This window comes from Paenisporosarcina sp. TG20 (assembly GCF_000286315.1).
Taxonomy (GTDB): domain Bacteria; phylum Bacillota; class Bacilli; order Bacillales_A; family Planococcaceae; genus Paenisporosarcina.
In genome coordinates this window covers 1-572 of record NZ_ALJG01000010.1, presented here as the reverse complement: position 1 = coordinate 572, position 572 = coordinate 1, and the positions used below count along the sequence as shown (strand labels likewise).

Below are 572 nucleotides of genomic sequence, written 5' to 3'. Positions count from 1 at the left end.
ATAATCAACACGCTTGATAAAATACATTCCATTGTTGAAAGCAGTATGCAATCAGGATTTAGGAATCCAACCAAGTACTTTCCATAGAGTATATTTTTTAAATATCAAAAGGAAAACCATTTATCACGTGTACGATGATAGAGGATGTGATTTACTTGCTACCTCACCTGAATCTATAAGGGATGTATATAAAAAATACAGCGATTGGATTTTAGATTGCGATAGGAATGAAATAAATGAGGTGTTTAAAATAAAGGAGTAAAAGTGCTTCTTCAAGTAACCGGTGCTTCGCCTCAAGAAGGGTGAAACATTTTCTTAAATGTGAGTCGTGATTTCTATAAACACATGTTTAACCTTGAATTTTCAGTGGAAGTGAAGTTTGTTCAGTATTATATTTTTAATTAGTAATCCGATCTAGATATAGGTGAGTACTTTAATTTTAAAAAAATAAGATGATTTTTTAAAAAATTTATCACTGTTGATTTATAACCTAGTGAATGATTGAAGTGAAAGGTGGCGACTCCAGCGGAGAAAGCGTGTCCAGTGAGACCCCACAGTCGCTTGCGACGAGG

1 pseudogene is annotated in these 572 nt (G+C 33.7%); it reads left to right on the top strand.

From position 1 onward, the window contains the following. Positions 1-22: 22 nt before the first annotated feature. Positions 23-262: pseudogene (locus tag B371_RS22580) on the top strand (DUF3885 domain-containing protein); the annotation flags it as partial. Between the last annotated feature and the right edge of the window lie 310 nt (positions 263-572).